Source organism: Burkholderia perseverans (assembly GCF_022870505.1).
GTDB lineage: Bacteria > Pseudomonadota > Gammaproteobacteria > Burkholderiales > Burkholderiaceae > Burkholderia > Burkholderia plantarii.
The window spans coordinates 2930349-2946153 of record NZ_CP045094.1 but is presented as its reverse complement, the minus strand read 5'-3'; the positions used below and the strand labels follow the sequence as shown (position 1 = coordinate 2946153).

Genomic DNA, 15805 nt, shown 5'->3' with positions numbered 1-15805 from the left:
CTGGTGCGGGTGTCGGTGCGTCAGAAACCTACGCCGAGTACGAAATGCGATTCGACGCTCGCGCTGCGAAGCAGATGCAGCCTGGCACACACGTAACGATCGACGGCTGTCCTGGCCTGCGTCTGGAGGCCTCGACCACGCGCCGATCGTGGATTTATCGATACAAGTCGCCGGTCGATGGCCGCATGCGGCAAACGAAAATTGGCGAATGGCCAGCACTATCGCTTGCCGCTGCCGCCAGCGAGCGGGAACGGCTGCGCACGGACCGCGAGGCAGGCAGACCCGGCTCTCGCGAAGCGGCTACAGGCCGGTTCCAAGGTTGCCAGTATGGTACCGCAGGACCGGCCGCCGACCGTGCGTGATGTCTGTCGGGCCTATATCGAAGGGCATGTGGAGCGGAGCCGGAAATCGAAGGGCGCCGCGGAAGTGAAGCGCACGTTCGATACGATGCTTGGCGAGTTCGCCGATCGGCCGGCCGACGAGGTGTCGCGCGGCCAGGCGTTCGCCCTGCTCGAAACCTACGCCCATATTCCCGTCCAGGCGCAAAAGCTACGCCGGGAGCTGGGTGCTGCTTGGGAATATGCGCTCGACGCGCAGTTGCTGTCTGATACGACGGCGAACTGGCGGCGAGTCTATCGGAACGACAAAGCGGGTGCTGACGGACGCCGAGGTCGCGCAGTTGCTCGCCTGGTTGCCGAATTTCAGTCGGACGATCGGCGACGGGCTCACGCTATATCGGCGTGCGAGCGCCATTCCGCGATTGCCGCAGCAGTCGCCAATGGATGAGCTACGACGTTATCGACCATCAGCTGCGGGTGGCAACCGGTGAGGCGGTCGAGCAGAGTACTCAAAAGCTGTCCCTTCCGCATCGCATTGCGGTCATGACTGCCGTTCGCAACTTTGCGGCGGGTGTTCCCGTGTTCACGAACCCTCGCAGCCTCGCGACCCAAGACCACGGCTATGCGGAAGCCAAGGCGCTGATGCGCCCCGCGCTGGCGGCAAAAAACCTGATCTGATCGCGGTAGATTGTAGCTACAGATAATTCTTGCACGCATCAATAAGTGTAGCTACATTTATCCAAATGGACATCAGGTACGACAGCACGAAAAACGAAGCGAACATCGCCAAGCATGGCGTCTCGCTGGCGCTGGCAGGTCAATTGGACTGGCCGAACGTGATGGCCTGCGCCGACGACCGCACCGACTACAAGGAAGTGCGGGAAATCGGGTTCGGCGTCATCGATCAGCGCCTTTACTGCGTGGTGTTCACGCGCGGCGACAGCATGCATATCATCAGCATGCGAAAGGCAAACAAGCGCGAGGTGAAAAACTATGTCGAGCAAGACTAAGATCATCATGCCGACGGACGAAGAGGACGCGGCGATCAACCAAGGCATTGCTGCGGATCCTGACACGCACGATGTGTCGGCCGAGGACTTCAAGAAGATGAAGCGGGTCGGCGCGCGTGGTCGGCCGCGCCTCAGTTCGCCAAAGGTGCTGATGTCGATGCGTTACGACGCGGACATTGTTGATGCATTCAAAGCGACTGGCGACGGCTGGCAGACGCGCATGAATGACGCGTTGCGCGAATGGCTGAAGGTGAAAGAAAATTCGCGGTGAATTCGAGGAGGAATTGCAACGCCCCAAACGTTTTGCTAATCAGTCGTCCGTGGGGTGTTCGCTCGCCCAAAGAAAAGCCCGCTAGGTGGAAGCTTCGCGGGCTTTTTCATTTCCACCGTCGTCTTGTCGCATCGTTTGAGAAAGAAAGCCGTGGAGCAGTCCCCTGAAACACCGGGTACAGTCCCTCACTTAAACTAGCGGATAGGCATAAGACCGTGTTTTTGACCAACACCAGGCAGGAAGTGATGAACGTGTTACTTTCGCTCTGGCTGCTGCTGCTCGGCGCGCTCGCCCACGGCGCGCCGGCCCAACCCGCGATCACGATCGCGACCAACGGCAAGCTGCTGACGTTCACCGCCCAGGCCCTGCTGGCGCGCCCCGATGCGGCGGATATCCACGTCGCCCGAGACGTCTCCTACGGCAAGCCGATGACCTACCGCGCCGTGCCGCTGGCCGACCTGATCGACGGCACATCGCTGCCGCCCGACACCGTGATCGAGACGCGCGCCACCGACGGTTTCGCCGCGCAGCTGCCGATGGATCTGGTCCGCAACCGCGATCCCGCGCGCGCCGTGGCGTATCTCGCGGTGGAGGACCCGGCCCGGCCCTGGCCGAAACTGCCGGGCAAGCCGGTGAGCGCCGGGCCGTTCTATCTGGTCTGGGTGGGTGCGCAGGCGGCGTCGGTGCGCAGCGAGCAGTGGCCGTATCAGGTCGCGCAGTTTGCCGTCGAGCGCTCGCCGGCCGCGCGCTGGCCCGCGCTCGCGGTCGATCCGACGCTGCCGGCCACCGATCCGGTCCGTGCCGGGCAGCGCCTGTTCATCACGCAGTGCCTGGCCTGCCATCGCTTCGACGGCGCGGGCAGCTCGGACACCGGCCCCGATCTCGGCAGGCCGGCCAACCCGGTCGATTACTTCCAGCGCGCCGCGCTGCATCGCTACATCCGCAATCCCGCTTCGCTGCGCGACTGGCCCGGCCGCGCCATGCCGGCCTTTTCGTCGGACCAGTTGAGCGACCGCGAGATCGATCTGATCATCACCTACCTCGGCTACATGGCGCATCGGCGATGAAGCCGGGCGTGACGCGCGCGCCACGTCACGCGGCCGGCAATCGGCTCAGGCGTCCGCGTCGGCCGAAAACGCCACCGCCTTCTGCGCTTCGAGCGCATGCAGGCGTTTCGCCAGCGCGGTGCTGATCGACTGGTAGGCGGTGCCGCCGAGCGTGAGTCGCAGCGGCGGCTCGGGCGCGTCGGCTGCCGCGATCATCGCGGCCACGGTCCGGCCGGCATCGCCGCGAATCGCGAACGTGCCGGACGCAATCGCGCGCCGCACCTCGCCGGCCGGCGTGGCATCGTAGTCGGGCATCGGCGCGGCGTGATCGAGCCCGGCGCCGAACTTCGTGCTGGTCGGCCCCGGCTCGACGATCACGAAGTCGATGCCGAACGGCGTCACCTCCTGCGCCACCGATTCGACGAAACCCTCGATGCCCCATTTCGTTGCGTGATAGAGGCTGAAGTTCGGATACGCGATCTGCCCGCCCTCCGACGACACCTGCACGATCCGCCCGCCGCCCTGGCGGCGCAGGTGGGGCAGCGCGGCGCGGATCAGCTGGATCGAGCCGACCAGATTGGTGGCGATCTGCCGGTCGATCTGCGCGTCGGTCAGTTCCTCGGCCGCGCCGAACAGGCCGTAGCCGGCGTTGCTCACGACCACGTCGATGCGCTCGTTCGCCTTGAACGCGGCGTCGATGCCGGCCCGCACCGCGCCGACGTCGGTAAGGTCGAGCGTCAGCACCTGCAGGGCCTCGCCGTGCTGCCGTTTCAGATCGTCGAGCGGCCCCTCGCGCCGCAGCGTCGCCACGACCCGGTCGCCGCGTTGCAGCAGGCGTTCGGCCAGCAGCCGGCCAAGGCCCGTCGAGGTGCCGGTGATGAGCCAAGTCTTCGTCATGATGCGGATCTCCCTGAAGTGAACGACACGGCTTCAGTCTAGGCATCGATGATTGGTCGGGGAAGCCGCTATAGTGCGGATGACCCCGTGAAAATTCCCCACCAATCTCCATGTCCAAGCCGACCCTTGCCGATCTCAGTGCGTTCTCCGCGGTCGCGGCGCACCGGAGCTTTCGCCGTGCCGCCGACGCGCTGGGCGTCTCGCGTTCCTCGCTGAGCCACACGGTGCTGGCGCTGGAGCAGCGGCTCGGCGTGCGCCTGCTGAACCGCACCACGCGCAGCGTCGCGCCGACCGAGGCGGGCGAGGCCCTGCTCGCGCGGCTCGCGCCGGTGCTGCGCGATCTCGACGCGGCGCTCGACGCGGTGGCGGAGGCGCGCGGCGAGCCGAGCGGCACGCTCCGGATCAACGCGAACGAAAACGCGGCGCGGCTGCTGATGAAGACGGTGGTGCCGCGTTTCCTCGCGCGCTTTCCCGGCATGGCGCTCGACCTCGTCGCGGATGGGCGTTTCGTCGACATCGTCGAGCAGGGGTTCGATGCCGGCGTGCGGCTCGGCGAGGCGATTCCGCGCGACATGGTGGCGGTGCGCATCGGCGCTGACCTGCGCTTCGTGGTGGTGGCGGCGCCGTCGTATCTGGCGGCGCGCGGGGCGCCCGTCACGCCCGAGGATCTGGCGCGGCACGCCTGTATCCGCCAGCGGCTGCCAAGCGGCAAGCGCTACCGCTGGGAGTTCCAGAAGCGCGGGCAGGAGATGGCGATCGACGTGCCGGGCGTGCTCACGCTCGACCACAACGGCGTGATGGTGGAGGCCGCGGCCGACGGGCTCGGGCTCGCCTACGTGCCGGAGCCGTCGGCGCGCGCGGCGCTCGACGGCGGGCGGCTCGTGACCGTGCTCGATGACTGGTGCCCGTTGATTCCCGGGCTGCATCTGTATTACCCGGGGCATCGGCATGTGCCGGCGGGGTTGCGGGCGTTCATCGACGTGCTCAGGGAGGTGAACGGCGAGGCGGCGGCACGGGCCTGAAGCGACGCGTCGCCGGGCCGCCCCCGTCCGTGTCCGCCCGTCGTCGACCCGCCGTCAGCCCGGCGCTTCGCTGCGCGCGGTCAAATCGCGACGCGCCTCGTCCGTGATCCAGCCGATCCGGCGCAGCAGGCCGGCCGCGGCGGCGGGCGGCCACGGCTCGGCGTGGAAGCGTTCGCAGATCCGCGCGAAATCGTGCGCGCGGAGATAGTGCAGGCCGAACAGTTGCTTCGCCAGCGCGCCGAGCACGTCGCTGCGCCGCGCTTCGGGCATGCCGTCGGTGCGCTGGAGCAGGGCGGGGATGTCGTCGACGTCGAGGATGTTGTTCGCGGACGCGGCAACGCGCGCGGCGTCGGCGCCCTCCATGTCGGCGAGCCGGACCTGGCAGGCATCGCGCTGGGCCGGCGCCCAGTCGTTGGTCTGGCGGAACAGCTCGGTCAGCAATTCGAAATGCGGCGGACACTGCCGCGCCGCGGCCAGCAGCGTGTCGAAGCTGGCCTGCCGCTCGCGCATCGGCACCCTTTCGAGCCGCGCGGCAAGCTGGGCCAGTGCGCCGCCTTGCCGGCGCACGGGGACGAGCCGCCTCAGCTGAGCGACCGCCGCGTCGATCGCGGCGAAGCTGCGCGCCTTCGCGGGCGCCTCGGCGAGCGACTGGCCCACGGCCTCGCCGTGGAAGAGGTGCGCGTAGCGCCGGCTGGCGAACTGCATCTGCCGCGCGTCGAGATCCATGTTGTGGATCAGTTCGACCGGCATATGGTCGAGCGACGGGCCGGCGTTCGGCGTGGCGTTCGATGTATCGGCAGCCTCAGGGGCGGGCGGGGCGGGCTGGACGTCGTCGATGATCGCGAGGCTCGCGAAGTGCGCCATCGCATGCGCCTCGGCGCCGTCGGGCTCGGGCGTTTGCTCGGCTGCCGTCGAGCGGGCCGCGCCGTGCGAGGCACGGGTCGCGCGGGCGGGCAGGCTGCTCAGCAGCGGATTGCTGGCGGCGCACGCGGGCGCGGCGGCTCGCGGCTCGGCCTGCGTCGGGTGGTGCGTGGCGTCGCTCCGGTCGAGATTGGTCGGGCCAATGCGGTCGGCGCGCGGGAGAGTCGGTTTCATGGGCTCGGCAGTGATGAGAGGAGCGAGGGCCGCGGGATCGGTGCGGCGCTTCCGGCCTCGGATCGGTGCCGTGTCGTGCGATCCGTCCCCGCAGCATCTGCGTGCCGAACATAAAACGTCTCGCGGCCGGCCCACTGCCAAGGCACGAATCGAGGAGCGGGAAACGGAAGCGCGGCACGGGAAATCATGTTTCGTTGCGTGACACCGCGTGCGGCGCGGTGTCGGCCGATTGCTCGATTCGTTGATCCGGCATCGGCGCGGCGGTGTTCCGCGCCGTCGCCCGCAACGTCTATCCGCGTCCCACCGCCTTCACCGCCAGCGCCGCGGCCGCCGAGCGCGTCTCCACATGCAGCTTGCGGAACAGGTGTTCGAGATGCTTGTTGACGGTGCGCGGCGCCATGTCGAGGATGTCGCCGATATCGCGATTGGTCTTGCCACGCGAGACCCACAGCAGCACCTCGGCCTCGCGCGTGGTCAGCCCGAAGCGGTCGAGCAGCGTCACCACCAGCGCGCCGTCGTCGGACGCCTCCAGCACCACCACCCATTCGCCCTGCGCCGGCGCACCCGTCACGCGGGCCGAGCGCCGCACGCCGCCGTCGATCGTCTCGTGGACGGCGTCCTCGGGGCAGCCTTGCTCCCGCCATTGCATGAACCAGTGGCGCAGCCGGGCGGGCAGCGCCGCGCGCGCGAGCGGCGTCGCGCCCGGTTCACCGCTTGCCATGCTGATGGCGTGGTCCGCATCGTCGTCGTCGCCATAACCCGCCAGTCGCACCGCCGCCTGCGGACTCTGCCAGCGGATCGCGCCGCCACCGTCGACAATCACGGCCGCGCGCGCCTCGAGCCCGAGCACGGCGTCGGCGTAGCGCTGGGCGCGCGAGCGCTGCACGTGCGCGGCGATCCGCGCGCACACTTCCTCGGGCCGCACCGGCTTGGTCACGTAGTCGATGCCGCCCACCCGGAAGCCCTGCACGACGTGTTCGCTCTCGGCCAGCGCGGTCATGAAGATCACCGGCAGATGTTCGTGGCGCCGTTCGAGCTTCAGGCGCCGGCAGGTCTCGAAGCCGTCGAGCCCGGGCATCATCGCGTCGAGCAGCACGACGTCGGGCGTCACGCGTGCGAGGCACTTCAGCGCGTCGTCGCCGCTCAGCGCGACGAGCACGGCATAGCCGTCCGTGCGCAGCGTGTCGGACAGCAGCGCGAGGTTGTCGGGCGTATCGTCGACGATCAGCACCACCGGACGATTGCCGAGCGCGCCGGGCAGCGCGGCCTCAGTCGCCGGCGCCGGGCGCAATGCGGTCAAGCTCATGCTCGAAATCCTTCAGCTGGAAGAGTTCGGCGCGCGCGCGCAGCGACGCGAGCGGCGCGGCGAGCCCGGGGTGATGCGGCGCGGCCGCGTCGAGCGCCTCGATGATGCCCTGCACGTAGCCGACGTCGAGCAGCGACTTCAGTTGCGCGTGCAGCGGACGCGGCAGCGTGGCGGGCGATGATCCGGTTTGCGCCGCGGATGACAGGTCGGTGGCGAGGCGGGACGGCGGTGCCGCCACGAGTGCGGCCGGCGCGTACCGAGACATATTCGATGCGCTTGACGTGGCCTCGTCGGGCGAGGCGACCGGCGTCACGGTAGCCGGCGAGAGCGGAGCCACGGCATCGGCCGCATCGCTTGCCTCCACAACGCGCTCCGCCGTCTCCATCGATGCCGCCGTCACCCACGTCACGCGCAGCAGCGCCGCCAGCTTGTCGAGCAGCACCGGCATCTGCACCGGCTTCACGAGGTAGTCGTCGCAGCCGATCGCGATCGCGCGTTCACGGTCGTCGGCGAACGCGTTCGCCGACAGCAGCATGATCGGCGCGTCCGAGATGCGGCGCTCGCGAATCAGCCGGCTGGTCTCGTAGCCGTCCATCTCCGGCATCGAGATGTCCATCAGGATCGCGTCGGCGGCGCGCGTGCCGAGCCAGCGCAGCGCGTCCGGCCCGTTGTCGGCCTCGGCGATCTCGAAGCCGAGCGGCGCGAGCATCTGCACGACGATGGCGCGCTGGTCCGGCAGGTCGTCGACGATCAGCAGCGTGCGGCGCGGCCCGCGATAGCCGCGGATCTCGGCCGGCCCGGTGCGCGCGGGCGCGGCGGCATGCACGGCGGGCGCGTAGACCTTGACGATGAAGCGCGTGCCGTGTCCGACCACGCTGTCCACTTCCAGGCTGCCGCCGAGCGCGTGCGTGAGCAGCCGGCAGATGGTGAGCCCGAGCCCGGCGCCGTGGTCGTGCAGGCTCGCGGCCTCGCCGCGCTCGAACGGCAGGAACAGCCGCTCCATCGCGTCGGCCGGGATGCCGGGGCCGGTATCGACGACCTCGAAGGTCAGCGTGTCGAGCGCGTGGCCCACGCGCAGCGTCACGCCGCCGGCGCGCGTGAAGCGGATCGCGTTGCCGATCAGGTTGGTGAGGATCTGGCTCAGGCACTTCTGGTCCGACTTGACGGTGGCGGGCAGCCGCCCCGAGGGCTGCACGACGAACGCGAGCGCCTTCTCCACGGCCTGCGGGCGCAGCATCGAGGTCATCTGCGCGAGGAACTCGGGCAGCGCGATGCGCGTGACGTTCAACTGCAGCTTGCCGGCCTCGATGCGCGCCACGTCGAGCAGCCCGTCGACGAGCGCGAGCAGGTGCTCGCCGCTGCGGTGGATGGTGCGGATCGCGTTGAGGCGCGCGGGCGCGATCTCGTCCTGCGCGAGCAGCAGCAGTTGCGCGTAGCCGAGGATGCTGTTGAGCGGCGTGCGCAGCTCGTGGCTGAGCCCCGTCACGTAGCGGCTCTTGGCGCTGTTGGCAGCCTCGGCCGCGGCGCGCGCGTGCTTGAGCGCGGCGTCGGTCTTGCGGTGCGCCTCGATCTCGTGCATCAGCAGCTCGGTCTGGCGCTGCGATTCCTCCTGCGTGACGCGCCGGTTCTCGCGTTCGAGCACGAGCCACCAGGCGGCGATGCCGCCGATCAGCGACAGCGCGACGAACACCTTCACGTAGCCGTTGGCCACCTCGCGCCAGGCGGGCGAGCCGGGCGCGGCGAGCGAATCGGCGCTCTGCGACCAGATCAGGTAGAGCACGGTGGCGAGCAGCAGCATGGTGGCGAGCACGAGGCTCGCATAGTGGACCAGCCGCACGCCGGTCGCGCCGAGCCGCGCGCGCGGGAACAGCCGGTGCAGCGCGCGGTCGAGCTGCGCGGTGATCCGCGCGTGCGGTTTGCAGCGGTCGTTGCAGCGCGAATCGAGCGAGCAGCAGAGCGAGCAGATGGTGCCGCCGTAGGCGGGGCAATAGGCGGTGTCGTCGTGCTCGAATTCGTTCTCGCAGATCGCGCAGCGGCGCAGCGCGCCGGCCACGCCGGGCTCGGCCTGGCGCGCGAGGTAGTAGCGCCCGCGCGTGGCGATCGCGATGGCCGGCGCGCAGACGAACGCGACGCCGAGCGCGATGAACGGCGACAGCGCGCGCGCCAGTTCGCCGAACGCGCCGCCGTGCGCGAGCATCGCCACCACGGTGGCGATCCCCATCGCGCCGACGCCGACCGGATTGATGTCGTACAGGTGCGCGCGCTTGAACTCGATGTCGCGCGGGCTGTAGCCGAGCGGCTTGTTGACGACGAGATCGGCGAACAGCGCGCCGACCCAGGCGATCGCCACGTTCGCGTACATCGACAGCACCTTGCCGATCGCCTCGAACACGCCCATCTCCACCAGCAGCAGCGCGATCAGCACGTTGAACACGAGCCAGACCACGCGGCCCGGGTGGCTGTGCGTGAGCCGCGCGAAGAAGTTCGACCAGGCGAGCGAGCCGGCGTAGGCATTGGTCACGTTGATCTTCAACTGCGAGACCAGCACGAACAGCGTCATCGCCGGCAGCGCCCAGGCGGCGAGCCCGAGCGGATCGAACAGCAGGTGATAGGCGACCAGGTACATCTGGGTGGGCTGCGCGGCATGCGCCGGATCGATCTCGTGCTGGATCGCGACGAACGCGAGGAACGCGCCGCCCAGCATCTTCAGCGCGCCGGGCACGATCCAGCCGGGGCCGGCCGCGAGCAGCGCGATCCACCAGCGCCGCCGGTTGCGCGAGGTGAGCGGCGGCAGGAAGCGCAGGTAGTCCACCTGCTCGCCGACCTGCACGATCAGCGCGAACACCACGGTGGCGGCCTGCCCGAACGCGATCGCGCTGAACGCGTGGCCGTCGTGCGCGAAGCCCGAGAAGGTGGTCCATTCGCGCAGCAGCGACGGCTGATGCCAGAGCACGGCGCCGTAGGGCAGCACGAACAGCACCAGCCACAGCGGCTGGGTCCAGCTCTGCAGCCGGTTGATCAGCGTGATGCCGAACATCACGATCGGGATCACCACCAGCGAACTGATCACGTAGGCAAGGCCGATCGAGATCGGAAACACCAGCTGCAGCGCGAGCGACATGATGGCCGCCTCGAGCGCGAAGAAGATGAACGTGAAGCTCGCGTAGAGCAGCGAGGTGACGGTCGAGCCGATGTAGCCGAAGCCCGCGCCGCGCGTGAGCAGATCCATGTCGACGCCGTGGCGCGCGGCGTAATAGCTGATCGGCAGGCTCGTCAGCCAGATCAGCAGCGAGACGGCGGCGATCGCGCAGACCGCGTTGGTGAAACCGTAGTCGATCACGAGGCTGCCGCCGATCGCCTCCAGCACGAGGAACGAGACGGCGCCGATCGCGGTGTTGGCGACGCGGAACTCGGACCAGCGGCGAAACGAACTCGGCGTGTAGCGCAGCGCGTAGTCCTCTAGCGTCTCGTCGCCGACCCAGGCGTTGTAGTCGCGGCGCACCTTGACGATGCGCTGCGTGCTGGGCGGCGCGTCGGGCGCATGCGGTGCACAAGCGGCTCGGGAAGTCGCTTCCGACGCGGCTTGGGAAGCGACGGGCTGGGGCATCGGTGCCATCTCGGGTGATCCAGATTGGTGCGCGCGGGGCGGGCGGGATGCGTCATGCAAATTACATTCCAGGCGCGCGCCGGGCCATACGTCAATCGACGTATTCCGGTCGTTTATTTGGTTTCCTACATTTCGCCTCACACGCCGGCCCCGTCCGCCGGCCACCGACACGACAAGGAGAATGTGATGCCCGTAGACGATCGATTCGATGACGACGGCGCGCCGTCGTCGCTGCGCCGGCGCCTGATCGGCGGCCTCGCCGCCGCGCCGCTGATGGCGCTGGGCCTGCCGCGCGCGTCGTTCGCGCAGACCCCGCCCACGGCGAAGGTCAACACCACCAGGCTGGCCGTGACCGACACCACGGTGACGGTCGGCCAGCTGCACTCGGCCACCGGCACCATGGCGATCTCGGAGACGGGCTCGATCCAGGCCGAGCGCCTCGCGATCGAACAGATCAACGCGATGGGCGGCGTGCTCGGCCGCAAGATCCAGATCATCCAGGAGGACGGCGCCTCCGACTGGCCGACCTTCGCCGAGAAGTCGCGCAAGCTGCTCGAGAACGACCACGTGGCCGCCGTGTTCGGCTGCTGGACCTCGGCCTCGCGCAAGGCGGTGCTGCCGATCTTCGAGAAGGACAACGGGCTGCTCTATTACCCGACCTTCTACGAGGGGCTGGAGCAGTCGAAGAACGTGTTCTACACCGGCCAGGAAGCGACCCAGCAGATCCTCTGGGCGCTCGACTGGGCCTCGAACACGAAGAAGGCGAAGACGTTCTTCCTGGTCGGCTCCGACTACATCTGGCCGCGCACCTCGAACAAGATCGCGCGCCGCCACATCGAGCAGCACCTGCACGCGAAGGTGGTGGGCGAGGAGTACTACCCGCTCGGCACCACCGATTTCTATTCGCTGATGAACAAGATCAAGCTGGCGCGCCCGGACTGCATCTTCGCGACCGTGGTAGGCGGCTCGAACGTGGCGTTCTACAAGCAGCTGAAGGCGGCCGGGATCACGCCGGCCAAGCAGTTCCTGCTGACGCTGTCGGTTACCGAGGACGAGGTGCTCGGCATCGGCGGCGAGAATTTCGCGGGCTTCTATTCGTCGATGAAGTATTTCGAATCGCTGGCGAACGACACCAACCAGAGCTTCGTGAAGGCGTTCAAGGCGCGCTACGGGCAGAAGGCCGTGATCGGCGACGTCACGCAGGCCGCCTACCTCGGCCCGTGGATCTGGAAGGCCGCCTGCGAGCGCGCCGGCAGCTTCGACGTGGACAAGGTGGTGGCCGCCTCGGCCGGCATCGAGCTGAAGAACGCGCCGCAGGGCTACGCGAAGGTGGACGCGAACCATCACCTCTGGAGCCGCTCGCTGATCGGCGAGGGGCAGCCGGACGGGCAGTTCAAGGTGGTCGCGCAGTCGAACGAGCCGATCCAGCCGAACCCGTTCCCGAAGGGCTACATGTAAGCGCGCGCCGGCATCGCTTCGTGACCCGAGGCGATGCGCCGCCGCGTGTGCTCCCACCGTCATCCGCCCGAGGAGGCAAGCGATGTCCGCCACCGACATTTTCAATATCACGCTGATGCAGGGCTTCGCCGGCCTGAGCCTGTTCAGCGTCCTGCTGCTGATGGGCCTCGGCCTGGCCGTGATCTTCGGCCAGATGGGCGTGATCAACATGGCGCACGGCGAGTTCATGACGATCGGCGCCTATACCGTCTACCTGTTCTCGTGGTTCGCGCAGAACGTCTGGCACGCGCTCACGCCGGTCTACTTCTTCATCGCGATCGCGGCCGCGTTCGGCCTCGCGTTCGCGGCGGGCTGGCTCGCCGAATGGGCACTGATCCGCCATCTGTACCGGCGCCCGCTCGACACGCTGCTCGCCACCTGGGGCCTGAGCCTCGGCATGCAGCAGGTGTTTCGCTCGACCTTCGGGCCGAAGGAGGTCAGCCCGGCGCTGCCGGACTGGCTGATGGGCTCGTGGGAGCCGTCGCAGGGGCTCGACATTCCCGTCAGCGGCCTGTTCGTGATGGGGCTCGCGCTGGTGATGACGGGCGGCCTGCTGCTCGCGCTCTATCGCTCGCGCTGGGGGCTGCGGGTGCGGGCCACCGTCGCGAACCGGTCGATGGCGAACGCGGCCGGCATCAACACGCGGCTCACCGACCGCATGACGTTCGCGATCGGCTGCGGCGTGGCCGGCGTGGCCGGCGCCGCGTTCACGGCGATCGGCTCGACCGGGCCGACCAGCGGCTCGCTCTACATCGTCGACTCGTTCCTGGTGGTCACGTTCGGCGGCGCGGCGAGCCTGCTCGGCACGGTCGCCTCGGCGTTCGGCATCGCGCAGATGCAGTCGGTCAGCGAGTTCTTCCTGTCGGGCTCGACGGCGCGCGTGCTGACGCTCTTGACCGTCGTGATCATCCTGATGCTGCGCCCGCAGGGGCTGTTCGCCTCGAAGGTGCGCCGTGCCTGAGGCGTGCCGTGCCGGCACTCGTTCAATCGTTTCTACGGAGAGGACCATGGAACCCATCCAATCCGCCGCGGGCGGAGGTGTCGTGCCCGCTGGCGCGCGTTCGCCGGGCGGCTGGCGCGCGCTGGCACGGCGCGCCGAGCACTCCGGCTATGCCGGCATCGCGCTGCTCGCGCTCGTGATCGTCGTGGTGTTTCCGCTCGCGCTCGATCCGTTCCGGCTCGGCATGATGGGCAAGTACCTGACCTATGCGTTCGTCGCGATCGGGCTGGTGATCGCCTGGGGCTACGGCGGCGTGCTGAGTCTCGGGCAGGGCGTGTTCTTCGGCCTGGGCGGCTACGCGATGGCGATGTTCCTGAAGCTGGAGGCGTCCGATCCGGTCTCGACGAAGACCCAGACCACGCCCGGCATCCCCGACTTCATGGACTGGAACCAGCTCACGGCGCTGCCGTTCTGGTGGAAGCCGTTCCACTCGCTGCCGTTCGCGATCCTCGCGGTGCTGGTGGTGCCCACCGCGCTCGCGTTCGTGATCGGCTTCGCGATGTTCAAGCGGCGCGTGGGCGGCGTCTACTTCGCGATCATCACGCAGGCGGTGGCGCTGATCCTGTCGGTGCTGATCATCGGCCAGCAGGGCTTCACGGGCGGCGTGAACGGCATCACCGATCTGCGCACGCTGCTCGGCTGGAGCATCCAGTCGAACCAGGCGAAATACGTGCTGTATTTCGTCAACGCGGCGCTCCTGATCGCGGCCATGCTGGGCTGCCGCTGGATCCAGCGCGGCAGGCTCGGCACGCTGCTGCTGGCGATGCGCGACAAGGAGGACCGGGTGCGCTTCTCGGGCTACGACGTCGCGATGTTCAAGGTGTTCGCGTTCTGCGTCGCGGCGCTGCTCGCGGCGGTGGGCGGCGCGATGTTCACGCTGCAGGTGGGCTTCATGTCGCCGTCGTTCGTCGGCATCGTGCCGTCGATCGAAATGGTGATCTACGCGGCGGTGGGCGGGCGCATGTCGGTGGCGGGCGCGGTGCTCGGCACGATCCTCGTCAATCTCGGCAAGACCTGGTTCTCGGAGAGCCTGCCGAACCTCTGGCTGTTCCTGATGGCGGCGATGTTCATCGGCGTGGTGATGGCGTTCCCGAACGGTATCGCCGGGCTCTACGAGGCTCACCTGCGCGGGCGTCTGCGCCGCTGGCTGGCGGGCGCGGACAACGTGGCGGACCAGGCAGCGCTCGCGTCCGACGCGACCGCTTCCGTCGAACGGGAGGCATGACGATGAGCAATACCGACTTCCTGCTCGCGGTCGAGGACCTGACCGTCTCGTTCGACGGCTTCAAGGCGATCGACGCGCTGAACCTCTATCTGGAGCGCGGCGAGCTGCGCGTGGTGATCGGCCCGAACGGCGCCGGCAAGACCACGCTGCTCGACCTGATCTGCGGCCGCACTCGCGAAACCGCCGGCAGCATCAAGTTCCGCAACGAGGAGATCACGCGTCTGGCCGAATTCCGGCGCGTGCGCAAGGGTATCGGCCGCAAGTTCCAGACGCCGTCGATCTACGAAAACCTCTCGGTCGCGCAGAACCTGGAAGTGTCGTTCCCGCGCGGGCGCGGCGTGTTCGGCGCGCTGGCGTTCCGGCTCGACAGCGAGGTGACCGACCGCGTGCGGGCGGTGGCCGACGAGATCGGGCTCGGCGCCGCGCTCGATCTCGAGGCGGGGCTGCTCTCGCACGGCCAGAAGCAGTGGCTCGAGATCGGCATGCTGCTGATGCAGGACCCGGAGCTGCTGATGCTCGACGAGCCGATCGCCGGCATGAGCGTGAAGGAGCGCGAGATCACCGCCGAGCTGCTGGCGCGCATCTGCCGGCAGCGCTCGATGATCGTGATCGAGCACGACATGGCGTTCGTCGAGCGCATCGCGCACAAGGTCACGGTGATGCACCAGGGAAGGATTCTCGCCGAGGGGCCGATGGCGAAGGTGCAGGCCGACCCGCGCGTGATCGACGTCTATCTCGGCCATTGAACCGGCACGCCGGTTCGGCCACGCAGGAGGAAACCAACATGCTCGAAGTCGACGATCTCGTCGTCAGTTATGGCCAGAGCGAGGTGCTGCACGGCATCGGCTTCTCGGTCGCGAACCGTGAAAGCGTCGCGGTGATGGGGCGCAACGGGATGGGCAAGACCACGCTGTTCAAGGCGCTGATCGGCATGCTGCCGGCCAGCCGCGGCACCGTGAAGGTGGGCGGCGCCGACGTCTCGAAGGACGAGAGCTACCGGCGCGTCGCGAAGGGCATCGGCTACGTGCCGCAGGGCCGGCAGATCTTCGCCTCGCTGACGGTGGAGGAGAACATCCGCACCGGCCTCGAGAACGCGAAATCGCAGAGCGTGCCCGACGATCTCTATGCGCTGTTCCCGGTGCTGTTCGACATGCGCCGGCGGCGCGGCGGCAATCTTTCTGGCGGCCAGCAGCAACAGCTCGCGATCGCGCGCGCGCTTGCCACCGATCCGAAGGTGCTGCTGCTCGACGAGCCCACCGAGGGCATCCAGCCGTCGGTGATCAAGGACATCGCGAAGGCGCTGAACCAGATCCGCGCCACGCGCGACATCGCGATCGTGGTGTCCGAGCAGGTGCTGAGCTTCGCGCTGGAGGTGGCCGACCGCCTGTTCGTGATCGAGGGCGGCCGCTTCGTCCACCAGAGTACGCGCGAGGCCGGCGACACGGGGCGGATTCGCGAGTACCTGTCCGTCTGAGGCCGCGGGCCGGCGCC

Annotated in this window: 16 protein-coding genes; 12 read left to right on the top strand and 4 right to left on the bottom strand. The window is 68.5% G+C overall.

Annotated features, from left to right (window positions below; genetic code table 11):
• Positions 1 to 44: 44 nt before the first annotated feature.
• From BpN12_RS27590 to BpN12_RS27565, 6 genes are all read left to right on the top strand, one after another.
• Entirely contained in the window at positions 45 to 362 is a 318-nt protein-coding gene (locus BpN12_RS27590) for an integrase arm-type DNA-binding domain-containing protein (RefSeq protein ID WP_342346209.1), read from the top strand.
• Positions 328 to 786 carry a hypothetical protein gene (locus BpN12_RS27585; RefSeq protein WP_246795366.1) on the top strand — a complete coding sequence of 153 codons (459 nt, stop codon included), beginning with the start codon at positions 328 to 330 and terminating at the stop codon, positions 784 to 786. Before BpN12_RS27590 ends, BpN12_RS27585 begins: the two co-directional genes overlap by 35 nt.
• Positions 783 to 1016 carry a hypothetical protein gene (locus BpN12_RS27580; RefSeq protein ID WP_246795365.1) on the top strand — a complete coding sequence of 78 codons (234 nt, stop codon included), beginning with the start codon at positions 783 to 785 and terminating at the stop codon, positions 1014 to 1016. The genes BpN12_RS27585 and BpN12_RS27580 overlap by 4 nt, the downstream gene beginning before the upstream one ends.
• Positions 1017 to 1081: 65 nt before the next feature.
• Positions 1082 to 1348 (top strand): BrnT family toxin, encoded by a 267-nt coding sequence (locus BpN12_RS27575; protein ID WP_246795364.1) that lies wholly within the window; start codon positions 1082 to 1084, stop codon positions 1346 to 1348.
• The gene (locus BpN12_RS27570; RefSeq protein ID WP_246795363.1) at positions 1332 to 1619 is read left to right on the top strand and encodes a BrnA antitoxin family protein; all 288 of its coding nucleotides are present in this window, start codon (positions 1332 to 1334) and stop codon (positions 1617 to 1619) included. The genes BpN12_RS27575 and BpN12_RS27570 overlap by 17 nt, the downstream gene beginning before the upstream one ends.
• A gap of 245 nt (positions 1620 to 1864) precedes the next feature.
• Positions 1865 to 2686: a c-type cytochrome gene (locus tag BpN12_RS27565; RefSeq protein ID WP_246795362.1), complete on the top strand. Its 822-nt coding sequence runs from the start codon at positions 1865 to 1867 to the stop codon at positions 2684 to 2686.
• A 45-nt stretch (positions 2687 to 2731) separates the two neighbouring features.
• Here the strand turns inward: BpN12_RS27565 and BpN12_RS27560 are convergent, their stop codons facing one another.
• Complete coding sequence (locus tag BpN12_RS27560) at positions 2732 to 3562, bottom strand: SDR family oxidoreductase (protein ID WP_246795361.1); 831 nt, start codon at positions 3560 to 3562, stop codon at positions 2732 to 2734.
• 110 nt (positions 3563 to 3672) lie between these two features.
• On the opposite strand from BpN12_RS27560, the gene BpN12_RS27555 reads away from it, so the two are divergent.
• Positions 3673 to 4584, top strand: a complete 912-nt coding sequence (locus tag BpN12_RS27555; RefSeq protein ID WP_246795360.1) for a LysR family transcriptional regulator — start codon at positions 3673 to 3675, stop codon at positions 4582 to 4584.
• 54 nt (positions 4585 to 4638) lie between these two features.
• Here the strand turns inward: BpN12_RS27555 and BpN12_RS27550 are convergent, their stop codons facing one another.
• The 3 genes from BpN12_RS27550 to BpN12_RS27540 all read right to left on the bottom strand — a co-directional run bounded on the left by BpN12_RS27550 (position 4639) and on the right by BpN12_RS27540 (position 10601).
• Positions 4639 to 5679: a hypothetical protein gene (locus BpN12_RS27550; RefSeq protein ID WP_246795359.1), complete on the bottom strand. Its 1041-nt coding sequence runs from the start codon at positions 5677 to 5679 to the stop codon at positions 4639 to 4641.
• A 289-nt stretch (positions 5680 to 5968) separates the two neighbouring features.
• Complete coding sequence (locus BpN12_RS27545; RefSeq protein ID WP_425306377.1) at positions 5969 to 6913, bottom strand: response regulator; 945 nt, start codon at positions 6911 to 6913, stop codon at positions 5969 to 5971.
• A gap of 34 nt (positions 6914 to 6947) precedes the next feature.
• Positions 6948 to 10601 carry a hybrid sensor histidine kinase/response regulator gene (locus BpN12_RS27540; RefSeq protein WP_246795357.1) on the bottom strand — a complete coding sequence of 1218 codons (3654 nt, stop codon included), beginning with the start codon at positions 10599 to 10601 and terminating at the stop codon, positions 6948 to 6950.
• Between the two features lie 177 nt (positions 10602 to 10778).
• On the opposite strand from BpN12_RS27540, the gene urtA reads away from it, so the two are divergent.
• From urtA to urtE, 5 genes are all read left to right on the top strand, one after another.
• Positions 10779 to 12050 (top strand): urea ABC transporter substrate-binding protein, encoded by a 1272-nt coding sequence (urtA, locus tag BpN12_RS27535; protein ID WP_055139522.1) that lies wholly within the window; start codon positions 10779 to 10781, stop codon positions 12048 to 12050.
• An 82-nt stretch (positions 12051 to 12132) separates the two neighbouring features.
• Complete coding sequence (gene urtB / locus BpN12_RS27530) at positions 12133 to 13050, top strand: urea ABC transporter permease subunit UrtB (RefSeq protein WP_246795356.1); 918 nt, start codon at positions 12133 to 12135, stop codon at positions 13048 to 13050.
• 46 nt (positions 13051 to 13096) lie between these two features.
• The gene (urtC, locus tag BpN12_RS27525; RefSeq protein ID WP_246795355.1) at positions 13097 to 14314 is read left to right on the top strand and encodes an urea ABC transporter permease subunit UrtC; all 1218 of its coding nucleotides are present in this window, start codon (positions 13097 to 13099) and stop codon (positions 14312 to 14314) included.
• A gap of 2 nt (positions 14315 to 14316) precedes the next feature.
• Complete coding sequence (gene urtD, locus BpN12_RS27520; RefSeq protein ID WP_246795354.1) at positions 14317 to 15060, top strand: urea ABC transporter ATP-binding protein UrtD; 744 nt, start codon at positions 14317 to 14319, stop codon at positions 15058 to 15060.
• Positions 15061 to 15098: 38 nt separating this feature from the next.
• Positions 15099 to 15788, top strand: a complete 690-nt coding sequence (gene urtE / locus BpN12_RS27515; protein ID WP_198251713.1) for an urea ABC transporter ATP-binding subunit UrtE — start codon at positions 15099 to 15101, stop codon at positions 15786 to 15788.
• The last annotated feature ends 17 nt before the right edge of the window (positions 15789 to 15805 follow it).

Bases quoted from the DNA above. Each gene is read 5' to 3' on its own strand.
- BpN12_RS27590 (WP_342346209.1), top strand. From the start codon at position 45: ATGCGATTCGACGCTCGCGCTGCGAAGCAGATGCAGCCTGGCACACAC.
- BpN12_RS27585 (WP_246795366.1), top strand. From the start codon at position 328: ATGGTACCGCAGGACCGGCCGCCGACCGTGCGTGATGTCTGTCGGGCC.
- BpN12_RS27580 (WP_246795365.1), top strand. From the start codon at position 783: ATGAGCTACGACGTTATCGACCATCAGCTGCGGGTGGCAACCGGTGAG.
- BpN12_RS27575 (WP_246795364.1), top strand. From the start codon at position 1,082: ATGGACATCAGGTACGACAGCACGAAAAACGAAGCGAACATCGCCAAG.
- BpN12_RS27570 (WP_246795363.1), top strand. From the start codon at position 1,332: ATGTCGAGCAAGACTAAGATCATCATGCCGACGGACGAAGAGGACGCG.
- BpN12_RS27565 (WP_246795362.1), top strand. From the start codon at position 1,865: ATGAACGTGTTACTTTCGCTCTGGCTGCTGCTGCTCGGCGCGCTCGCC.
- BpN12_RS27560 (WP_246795361.1), bottom strand. From the start codon at position 3,562: ATGACGAAGACTTGGCTCATCACCGGCACCTCGACGGGCCTTGGCCGG.
- BpN12_RS27555 (WP_246795360.1), top strand. From the start codon at position 3,673: ATGTCCAAGCCGACCCTTGCCGATCTCAGTGCGTTCTCCGCGGTCGCG.
- BpN12_RS27550 (WP_246795359.1), bottom strand. From the start codon at position 5,679: ATGAAACCGACTCTCCCGCGCGCCGACCGCATTGGCCCGACCAATCTC.
- BpN12_RS27540 (WP_246795357.1), bottom strand. From the start codon at position 10,601: ATGGCACCGATGCCCCAGCCCGTCGCTTCCCAAGCCGCGTCGGAAGCG.
- urtA (WP_055139522.1), top strand. From the start codon at position 10,779: ATGCCCGTAGACGATCGATTCGATGACGACGGCGCGCCGTCGTCGCTG.
- urtB (WP_246795356.1), top strand. From the start codon at position 12,133: ATGTCCGCCACCGACATTTTCAATATCACGCTGATGCAGGGCTTCGCC.
- urtC (WP_246795355.1), top strand. From the start codon at position 13,097: ATGGAACCCATCCAATCCGCCGCGGGCGGAGGTGTCGTGCCCGCTGGC.
- urtD (WP_246795354.1), top strand. From the start codon at position 14,317: ATGAGCAATACCGACTTCCTGCTCGCGGTCGAGGACCTGACCGTCTCG.
- urtE (WP_198251713.1), top strand. From the start codon at position 15,099: ATGCTCGAAGTCGACGATCTCGTCGTCAGTTATGGCCAGAGCGAGGTG.